Source organism: Halobacterium yunchengense, from assembly GCF_037031165.1.
Lineage (GTDB): Archaea > Halobacteriota > Halobacteria > Halobacteriales > Halobacteriaceae > Halobacterium > Halobacterium yunchengense.
Map to the genome: position 1 here is coordinate 436,031 of NZ_JAYEZL010000003.1, position 9,159 is coordinate 445,189.

Annotated in this window: 8 protein-coding genes; 6 read left to right on the plus strand and 2 right to left on the minus strand. The window is 72.1% G+C overall.

The window, feature by feature from the left end; genetic code table 11:
• Nucleotides 1-77: 77 nt before the first annotated feature.
• Nucleotides 78-761: an endonuclease III gene (nth, locus tag U5911_RS11380; protein WP_336034244.1), complete on the minus strand. Its 684-nt coding sequence runs from the start codon at nucleotides 759-761 to the stop codon at nucleotides 78-80.
• A 307-nt stretch (nucleotides 762-1,068) separates the two neighbouring features.
• Here nth and mvaD point away from each other — a divergent pair, with 307 nt between their 5' ends.
• Both mvaD and U5911_RS11390 read left to right on the plus strand, forming a co-directional pair.
• The gene (gene mvaD / locus U5911_RS11385) at nucleotides 1,069-2,049 is read left to right on the plus strand and encodes a phosphomevalonate decarboxylase MvaD (protein WP_336034246.1); all 981 of its coding nucleotides are present in this window, start codon (nucleotides 1,069-1,071) and stop codon (nucleotides 2,047-2,049) included.
• 118 nt (nucleotides 2,050-2,167) lie between these two features.
• Entirely contained in the window at nucleotides 2,168-3,319 is a 1,152-nt protein-coding gene (locus U5911_RS11390) for an NAD(P)/FAD-dependent oxidoreductase (protein WP_336034248.1), read from the plus strand.
• Between the two features lie 57 nt (nucleotides 3,320-3,376).
• On the opposite strand, the gene U5911_RS11395 is transcribed toward U5911_RS11390, so the two are convergent.
• Nucleotides 3,377-4,717 carry a phosphoribosylamine--glycine ligase gene (locus U5911_RS11395; protein ID WP_336034250.1) on the minus strand — a complete coding sequence of 447 codons (1,341 nt, stop codon included), beginning with the start codon at nucleotides 4,715-4,717 and terminating at the stop codon, nucleotides 3,377-3,379.
• Nucleotides 4,718-4,942: 225 nt separating this feature from the next.
• Between U5911_RS11395 and U5911_RS11400 the strand changes: the two genes are divergently transcribed.
• The 4 genes from U5911_RS11400 to U5911_RS11415 all read left to right on the plus strand — a co-directional run bounded on the left by U5911_RS11400 (nucleotide 4,943) and on the right by U5911_RS11415 (nucleotide 9,000).
• Complete coding sequence (locus U5911_RS11400) at nucleotides 4,943-6,244, plus strand: ABC transporter substrate-binding protein (protein ID WP_336034252.1); 1,302 nt, start codon at nucleotides 4,943-4,945, stop codon at nucleotides 6,242-6,244.
• Between the two features lie 167 nt (nucleotides 6,245-6,411).
• Nucleotides 6,412-7,053: a LolA family protein gene (locus U5911_RS11405; RefSeq protein WP_336034254.1), complete on the plus strand. Its 642-nt coding sequence runs from the start codon at nucleotides 6,412-6,414 to the stop codon at nucleotides 7,051-7,053.
• Nucleotides 7,050-7,955: a S49 family peptidase gene (locus tag U5911_RS11410; RefSeq protein WP_336034255.1), complete on the plus strand. Its 906-nt coding sequence runs from the start codon at nucleotides 7,050-7,052 to the stop codon at nucleotides 7,953-7,955. Before U5911_RS11405 ends, U5911_RS11410 begins: the two co-directional genes overlap by 4 nt.
• Nucleotides 7,942-9,000 (plus strand): DUF4350 domain-containing protein, encoded by a 1,059-nt coding sequence (locus U5911_RS11415; protein ID WP_336034257.1) that lies wholly within the window; start codon nucleotides 7,942-7,944, stop codon nucleotides 8,998-9,000. Before U5911_RS11410 ends, U5911_RS11415 begins: the two co-directional genes overlap by 14 nt.
• The last annotated feature ends 159 nt before the right edge of the window (nucleotides 9,001-9,159 follow it).

The following is a 9,159-nucleotide window of genomic DNA, read 5'->3' on the forward strand; positions in this document are numbered from 1 at the left end:
GATTTGACCCCGCTGTCCCGGGACCGAAGCCGCGACTTACCCCGTGACTGCGGCGGCCCGCAGCGGCGGCCGGGCGGTCACCACTCGCTGCCGTCCGCGAGGTCGACGTCGTGGTCGAGCTTCGAGGACGGACAGACGTCCTCGAGCACGCAGTCAGCGCAGTCGGGGTTTCGCGCCGTGCACGTGTCCCGGCCGTGACTGATGAGCCAGTGCGTGAAGTTCTGCCAGTGCTCGCGGGCCACGACCGGCATCAGGTCCGCCTCGATGGCCTCGGGTCGCTGTTCGTCCGTGAGGCCGAGGCGCCGCGACAGCCGCTGGACGTGCGTGTCGACGACGATGCCCTCGGTGACGTCGTGGCCGTGCTGGAGGACGACGTTCGCCGTCTTCCGGCCGACCCCGGGGAGGTCCGTGAGTTCGGCCATCGTGTCCGGCACCTCGCCGCCGTGCTCCGCGACGATTTTCCGGCAGGCGTTCTTCAGGTAGCCGGCCTTGCTGTTGTAGTACGTGATGGAGTTCAGGTCCTCGGCGAGGTCGTCCTGGTCGGCGTTCGCGTAGTCCTCCGGAGACTGGTACTTCTCGAAGAGGTGTTCGGTCTCCTGGTTCACGCGCTCGTCCGTGCACTGCGCGGACAGGATCACGGCGACCAGCAGTTCGAGCCGATTCGAGAAGTGCAGGGAGATCTCCGGGTCGGGGTACTCGTCGCGCAGGCGGTCGACGACCTCCTCGACCTGTCGTTCTCGCGGCTCCAGCGGCGTGCCCATACTCGGGGCTGGGTCTTCGCGCCCTTCGCTGTAACGGAACCGGCCGAGGCGTCGCACGCCGAGGGTTCAAGTGTGGAGCCGCGACCACCCCGCCCTGTGACGTGACAGCAGCGGCAGGGCGTATGCGGGAGTGCGGCACGCCGCCCTGCCGGACGTGAATCCGGTGGTCGACCGAACCGCCGACCGGTTCGGACGGTCTGCCCGAGCGTGCCGCCTGCCAGCCCGACGCTGTCCCACGTGCGTACCCGAACGCCGCTACCCGGCGGCTTCCGGGACGTTTATGCGCGCGACAGACCCCCATCGGGGTATGAGAGCGACGGCGAGAGCCCACCCGATCCAGGGGCTCGTGAAGTACCACGGGATGCGCGACGAGGAGCTGCGACTCCCGTACCACGACTCCATCAGCGTCTGCACCGCGCCGAGCAACACCACGACGACCGTCGAGTTCCAGGCCGACCGCGAGGAGGACGCGTACGTCGTCGACGGCGAGCGACTCGAGGGCCGCGGCGCCGACCGGGTCCGGACGGTCGTCGACGAGGTCCGCGACCGCGCGGGCCTCGACGACCGCGTGCGGGTCGAGAGCGAGAACAACTTCCCGTCGAACATCGGCCTCGGGTCGTCCTCGTCGGGGTTCGCCGCGCTCGCACTGGCCGCCACGGAGGCCGCCGGCCTCGAGTACACGCTCCCCGAGGTGTCGACCATCGCGCGCCGCGGGTCGTCGTCGGCCGCGCGCGCCGTCACGGGCGGGTTCTCGGACCTGCACGCGGGCCTGAACGACGAGGACTGTCGGAGCGAGCGCCTCGACGTCCCCGAGTCGTTCGCGGCGGACGTCCGCGTCGTCGTCGCGAAGGTCCCCGCGTACAAGGAGACCGAGCACGCGCACGCGGAGGCCGCGGACAGCCACATGTTCGAGGCGCGGCTCGCGCACGTCCACGACCAGCTCGCGGAGGTCCGGGACGCGCTCCGCGAGGGGGACTTCGACCGCGTCTTCGAGACGGCCGAACACGACTCGCTGTCGCTGGCGGCGACGACGATGACCGGCCCGGCCGGGTGGGTGTACTGGAAACCGGACACCATCGAGGTGTTCGACGCCGTCCGGGAGCTCCGCAGCGACGAGGACGTCCCCGTCTACTTCTCGACGGACACGGGCGCGACCGTGTACGTGAACACGCGCGCGGCGTACGCCGACGAGGTCGAGGCGCGGATCGGCGACTGTGGCGTCGAGACGGACGTCTGGCGGGTCGGCGGGCCGGCCCAGGTGCTCGACGACGACGCCGCGCTGTTCTGACGACACCAGGAGACCGAACGACGACGCGCTGTTCTGAGGGCGGCTCCGCGGTCGTTCCGGGGCATGCTCGGTGGTTCGACCGGGTACCGTTTTGGGGCTGACGGCCGTAAGTCCGGGTATGCGCGTCGTCGTGCTCGGCGGAGGCTACGCGGGCGTGGTGTTGACCGACCGACTCGAGGACCGCCTGCCGGCGGACGTCGACCTCGTGGTCGTCGACGAGAACGGCCGGCACCTCGTCCAGCACGAGCTCCACCGCGCGATCCGCCGGCCGGGGTTCGCGGACGACATCGAGGTGCCGCTGTCCGAAATCTTCGACCGGGCGCGCGTGGAGGTGGCGACCGTCGACGCGGTCGACCGCGACAGCCGCCGCGTCGAGTTCGCGGACGGGTCGGGACTGGACTACGACGCGGCGGCGGTCTGCCTGGGCGCGGAGACGGCGTTCTACGGGCTGCCGGGCGTCGAGGAGCGCGCGGTCCCGCTGAAGCGCCTCGCGGACGCCGCGCGCGTCCGCAGCGACTTCGAGGACGTGCTCGCGGCGGGCGGCGGCACCGCGGTGGTCGGCGGCGCCGGGCTGTCCGGCGTCCAGACCGCGGGCGAGCTCGCGGCGTTCGCGCGCGAGGAGGGCGCCGCCGGGGACGTCGACGTGGTGTTGCTGGAGGCGCTCGACGACGTGGCGCCGTCGTTCCCGCCGGCGTTCCAGGACGCGGTGCGCGAGGAGCTCGACCGCGAGGGCGTGGACGTCAGGACGGGCGTCACCGTGGAGCGAGCGACCGACGACGCCGTGGAGACCGACGCCGGCGACGTCGAGTACGACGTGTTCGTGTGGACGGGCGGCATCCGGGGGCCCGACGCGCTCGGCGGCGAGCGTGTGGCCGTCCGCGCGGACCTGACCGTCGACGACCGGACCGTCGTCGTCGGGGACGCCGCGAAGGTCGTGGACGCGGAGGGCGCGAGCGTGCCGGCGAGCGCGCAGGCTGCGGTCCGCGAGGCGAAGGTCGCCGCGCGGAACGTCGAGGCCATCGTCGCGGACGTCCGCGAGCCCGCGGACGGCTTCCGCCCGAGGCTGGAGCGGTACACGTTCGACTCGCCGGGCTGGCTGGTGAGCGTCGGCGACGGCGCGGTCGCGCAGGTGGGCCCGACGGTGTTCCGGGGCGCCGCGGCGAACGCGGTGAAGTCCGGCGTCGGCGCGAGCTACCTGGCGTCGGCGGGCGGCGTCCGACGGGCGGTCGGACTGCTCCGCGAGGAGTTCGAGGTCGCGTCCGGCGAGTGAGGGCCACCGAGCCACTCGCCGGCAGGCCCGGACCGAGATACTCGGCCGCCGGACCGCCTACTCGTCGGCGGGGCCGAGGTACCCCCACGCGTGCAGGCGGTCGCCGTCGCCGTCCACCCAGCGGTCGCCGATGTCGTCGCGGTAGTAGAGGTTCGGGATGAGGACGTCGTCGACGCGCTCGTAGGCCTGTCGCTGCGCCTCGCCCATTGTGTCGCCCTTGCCGGTGACGACCAGCGGCATGCCGCTGTCGCCGGCGACCCGCCACTGGCCGTCGACGCGCTTGGCGTCCTCGATGTGGACGCCGGGCGGCGGCGTCGTGGCGCCGTCGTCGTCGTCGGACGCGAAGACGATGGCGGCGTTCCGCGAGTTCTCGTCGTAGGTCTTCTCGTCGTCGAACGGGAACGGCGGCAGCACGACGCGGATGCCGACCTGGTAGCCGTCGTGGACGTCGACGTCAGGGTCGCGGCCGAACGCGAGCTCGCGGAAGAACTCGCCCGTCGAGGACTCGATGGACTCCTCCTGGAGCGTGATGGTGGGGTAGCCGAACCGCGGCGTGAACTCCAGGGGGTAGACGCCGGTCTCGTTGACGATGCAGTTGAGGTCGATGCTGCCGACGTAGCCCTCGTCGGCGAGCCAGCCCTCGAGTCGGCCGAGCGTCCGCTCGAAGAGGTCGTTGCGCCGCGACCAGAACATCGACGTCCCCATCTCGCCCGTCGAGGGACCGATGTTCCCGGGGAACAACCGCTTGTGCTCGAAGTTGAAGTTCGCGGGTTCGACGAACCGCTCGCCGTTGAAGAACCCGCAGACGGCGACCTCGACGCCCTCGACCTTGCGCTGGAGCTGGAACCCCTTCATGCGGTGGCCCCAGGCCTTCTCGTACGCGCGGAGGACGTCGACGACGTCGCTGCCGTCGTCGTCGTCGCCGACGTAGAGGAGGCGCTTGACGTTCTGGACTTCGCCGAGGGGTTTGACGACGTAGGGCCCGGGGTTCTCGCGGACGTGCTGGATGCCGGCGTCGAAGTCCGTGAACTCCTCGTGGTCGATGGTGTTGACGCCGTTGGCCTCGAGGACCTCCATGGCGTACCCGCGGTCCTCCTCGAGGCGGTCGGTGTTCGGCGTGCCGCCGACGACCGCGTGGCCGTCGGCGCGCAGCTCGGCGGCAAGTTCGCCCGTGCCGACGTCGCTGCCGACCCAGACGTCGTCGAAGACGACGACGTCGGCCCAGTCGACGTTCGCGCGCCAGTCGTCGGTCTTCGGCACGAAGCCGTCCGCGATCTCCCTGTCGCTTTCGGCCTCGATGTAGTACTTGACGTCGTGGCCCTCCTCGTGGACCTTCCAGGCGACGTCGCCGATGAGCGCGGCGTCCGCGGAGACGAACAGGAACTTCGTGGGCTGCATAGCGAGAGGTCGACGGGAACGACGAAAAGGTTGGCGACCGGACCAGTCTCGGGGGCTCGAGACGCGCCAGGGTACTGGCAGCGCGGAGACATCTCAGCTCCGGACTCCGTCCCTCGAGGCCCGAATCGGCGTGTCGAGTCCGCGAGAAAGGTGTCGTAGCCGGAATTCATTTATACTAATTGAGTGTTAATGCGGGATATGCCACCACGTATCAATCGGCGCGACGTGATCAGGGGAGTCGGGGCAGCAGGCATCGCGGGACTCGCCGGGTGTACCGGCGGCGGTGGCGACGGGGGGGACGACACGACCACCGCACCCGACACCACGGCCGCGAACGGAGACGGCACGACGGCCGCCGAGACGACTACCGGCGGCGGAGGCGGCGGCGCGGCCGACCGCACTCTCAAGCAGGGCGTGCTCCTGCCGACGACGGGCGGCCTCGCGGACCTCGGCGGCCCCATCCGGGACGCCGCGGTGCTCCCGCAGGTCGTCCTCGAGGGCGAGACCGACTTCACGCTGGACTTCGACGTCCAGGACACCCAGACCGACGCGAACGCAGCGCAGTCCGCCGCGCAGTCGCTGCGCAACGGCGGCTACCCGGCGGTGACGGGCGCGGCGTCCTCGGAGGTGTCCATCGCCGTCTACGAGAACGTGTTCATCCCGGCCGGCATCACCGCGTGCTCGCCGGCGAGCACGTCCCCGGACATCACCGGCCTGAACGACAACGACCTCATCTACCGCACCGCGCCGACCGACGCCCTCCAGGGGCAGGTACTCGCAGACATCGCGGTGAACGAACTCGACGCGTCGACGGCGGCGACGATGTACGTCAACAACTCCTACGGCCAGCTGCTCTCCGAGAGCTTCGTGTCCGCGTTCGAGGACGGCGGCGGCCAGGTGAACCAGCAGGTGTCCTTCCAGAAGGGCGCGTCGTCGTACACGTCCCGGCTCTCGCAGGCGCTGAACGACGACCCGGACGTCGTCGTCGTCATCGGCTACCCGGAGAGCGGCGTCCAGCTGTTCAGCGACTTCTACTCGGAGTTCGACACGGACGTCCCCATCCTGGTGACCGACGGCCTGCGGTCGTCGAGCCTGCCGGCCGACGTCGGCCAGTCGATGGACAACGTCACCGGCACCGCGCCGCTGGCGGCCGGGCCGGGCCGGGAGTACTTCGACGAGCAGTTCCAGAACGAGTACGGCTCGGAGCCGGGCGTGTTCACCGCGCAGGCGTTCGACGCCACCGCGGTCTGCCTGCTCGCGAACGCGCGCGCAGGCGAGAACTCCGGGAGCGCCATCGCCGCCGAGATGCGCGCGGTCGCGAACCCCGAGGGCGAGGAGGTGACGCCGAGCACCCTCGCCGACGGCCTCGCGATGGCGGCCGAGGGCACGGAGATCAACTACAACGGCGCGTCCAGCGCGGTCGCGTTCGACGACAACGGCGACCTCCGCGCCGCGACCTACGAGTACTTCGGCTTCGAGGAGGGCGGCGGCATCGAGACCATCGACCAGATCGAGTTCTCGGCCTGACGCCCGCGACCACCCGCGTTCTTTCGACGCCGCGTCCGCAGCGACGGAGTCGTACGGAACCGCGCAGCCGGGACTGAGCCGCGCTCGCGACCGGAGTGGATTCTCGGGCCGTGCGAACGCGGCCGCCGAGTTTAGTCGGGGGACGCAGAAGCGTGAGGCGGACACGCATGCACACGAAGCGAACGCGAGTGGCGGTCGCCGCCGCCCTCGCCGTGACCCTCCTCACGAGCGGCTGCATCGGCGGGCTGTCCTCGGACGGCTCCCTGGACGCGGCCGCCGTCGGAGACTACGTCGAACAGCGACACGCCGCCCTCGACGGCTACTCCGCCGACGTCACGCGGACCGTCGCAGTCGGCGACGAGACGAGCACCGTATCGGCGACCGTCGACGTCGAGCGCGGCGAGCGACAGCGAGTGACGTACACGGACGGCCCGCGCGCCGGCGAGACGGTCGCGCGGTCGACCGACGCAGGGCCGGTGTTCGACGCCGCGCTCGGAGCGGACGGACCGGCGACGCCAGCGCGGTTCGGCGACCTCGCCGAGGAACTCGTCCGCGCGAACAACGTCACGCTCGAGCGCGTGACGGTCGTCGACGCGCGGCGCACCGCCGTCCTGGAGCTGACGCCGCGGTCGAACGCGTCGGCGGCGGACCTCACGCGGACGGTCTGGGTCGACCTCGAGCGGAACGTCCCGACGCGCGTCGAGACGTCGTGGACGACCGCGGACGGGCGGTCGGCGACGGTCACCGTCGCGTACGACGACGTGACCCTGGTCGAGAACGAGTCCGCCAGCGCGGAGGTACCGGCGTGACGGCCGACCGTGCACGCGGCGCGGTCCGCGCGACGACGCTCGCGTTCGTCGTCGTCGGGATCGTCGTCGGCGCGGCGGCCGCGCCGTACGCGTGGAGCTACGCTGACCAGCCCGACGGCACCGTCGCCGTCGTCGAACTCCACGGCACCATCACGGGCGAGACGGCGACCGGCGTCGTCGACAACCTCCGCGAGGCGCGCCAGAACGACTCCGTCGAGGCCGTCGTCCTGGACGTCGACAGCCCGGGCGGCACGGCGTCCGCCAGCGAACAGCTCTACCTCGCGGTGAAGCGCACGGCCGCCGAGATGCCGGTGGTGACCAGCGTCACGGGCACCGCGGCGTCGGGGTCGTACTACGCCGCGGTTCCCAGCGACGACATCTACGTCACGCCGGCGTCCGTCGTCGGGAGCGTGGGCGTCCGGGCGACGCTGCCCGACGCGAGCGTCCCGGAGGGACAGGTCGTCACCGGCCCGGACAAGAACGCCGGCGCGACCCACGACGAGGTCCGCCAGCGCGTCGAGACGCTCCGCCGGGCGTTCGTGGGGTCGGTGTTCGCCGAGCGCGGCGACCGCATCGACCTGACCCGCGAGGAGGTCTCCCACGCGAAGGTGTACGCCGGCGCGACCGGCGTGCAGAACGGGCTCGCCGACGACGTCGGCGGCGTCGACGCGGCCGTCGCGGCGGCCGCCGCGGACGCCGGCCTCGGCGACTACGACGTCGCGCGGATGGACGCGCCCCAGCCGTCCGTCCTCTCCCAGCTCGGGCTGTCCGCCGAGGACGCGCCCGAGGTCCCCTCCACCGAACAGGTATTCGAGTACCGCGGCGTGGACACCGTCCAGTACCTGATGCTGCACGGGACCATCCGGACGACGACGGGGGTGAGCGCGAATGCGAGCGCGTGACGTCGCGCGAGCGGTCGGCGTGGTCGCGGTGGTCGCGGCGGTCGTCGTCGCGGCGGCGTACGCCGGCGGTGCGGTGCTGTCGGCGCCGTCCGGCGTCGGCGACGCGCCGGACGCACCGGCCTACGACACCGGAGCGCTGGCGACCGGTCCCGTCGAGGACGACGGCGAGGTGACCGCGCCGAGCGGCGGCGAGTCCAAGACCGTCGTCTTCGACGTGAGCCACGGCAACGACGTCAGCGAGAACGACGTCCAGCCCGTGGTGGACGCGCTCGTCGCGGCCGGCCACGAGGTCAGGTTCTACGCGGGCAGCGAGTCGAGCTTCGGCGCGTCCCAGGGCGCGTCCCCGTTCAACGAGACGCTGCGCGGCGCCGACGCGCTCGTCGTGGTGAGCCCGTCGACGGCGTACACGGACGCCGAGAGCGACGGCGTCGAGGCGTTCGCGGACGCGGGCGGCCGCGTGCTGCTCGCGGCGAACCCGCCGGCGACGGCGGCGACCGAGACGACCGTCTCGCTGCCCGGCCTGAGTACCGAGTCTGCGGCGTCGGCGGCCGGCCAGCCCGCGAACCTGGCCGCGCGGTTCGACGTGACGTTCGGCGCCGGCTACCTCTACGACATGGGGGAGAACGGGAACAACTTCCAGCGCGTGTACGCCGGCGGCGACGGCGGCGGCGTCGCCGAGGGCGTCGAGCGGGCGGTCCTGCTGGACGCGACGCCGCTCCGCACTGGGCCCGACGCGTCGGCGGTGCTGTCCGCCGAGGCCGCCAGCTCGGAGACCCGCGAGGACGGCACGTACGCGGTCGCCGCGCGGAACGGGAACGTGCTCGCCGTCGGCGACGCCGACGTGCTGACCGCGGGCGTGGCGACGGACGGCGACAACGACGCGTTCGTCAGCAACGTCGCTGCCTTCCTCGTCTCCGGCGACAAGGAGGCGGGCGCGCCGTCGGGCGGCCAGGGCGGCGGCCAGCCGGGCGGACAGCCCGGCGGCGGCGCGGGCAACTCGACCCAGCCGACCCCGACTGCGCGGCTGGCGCCCGGGCTGGCGTAACGGCGTCGGGTCCGCGACCGGCGGCGGGCGTTCTCAGCCGGGCTGTTTTCCACGGCGCAGTAGTCGCGTCCCTCGCTTCGTTCGCTTCCCTGGGTCGCGTCCCTCGCTTCGTTCGCTTCCCTGGGTCGCGCCCTGGACGCGGCCGACCGACGGCGAGAA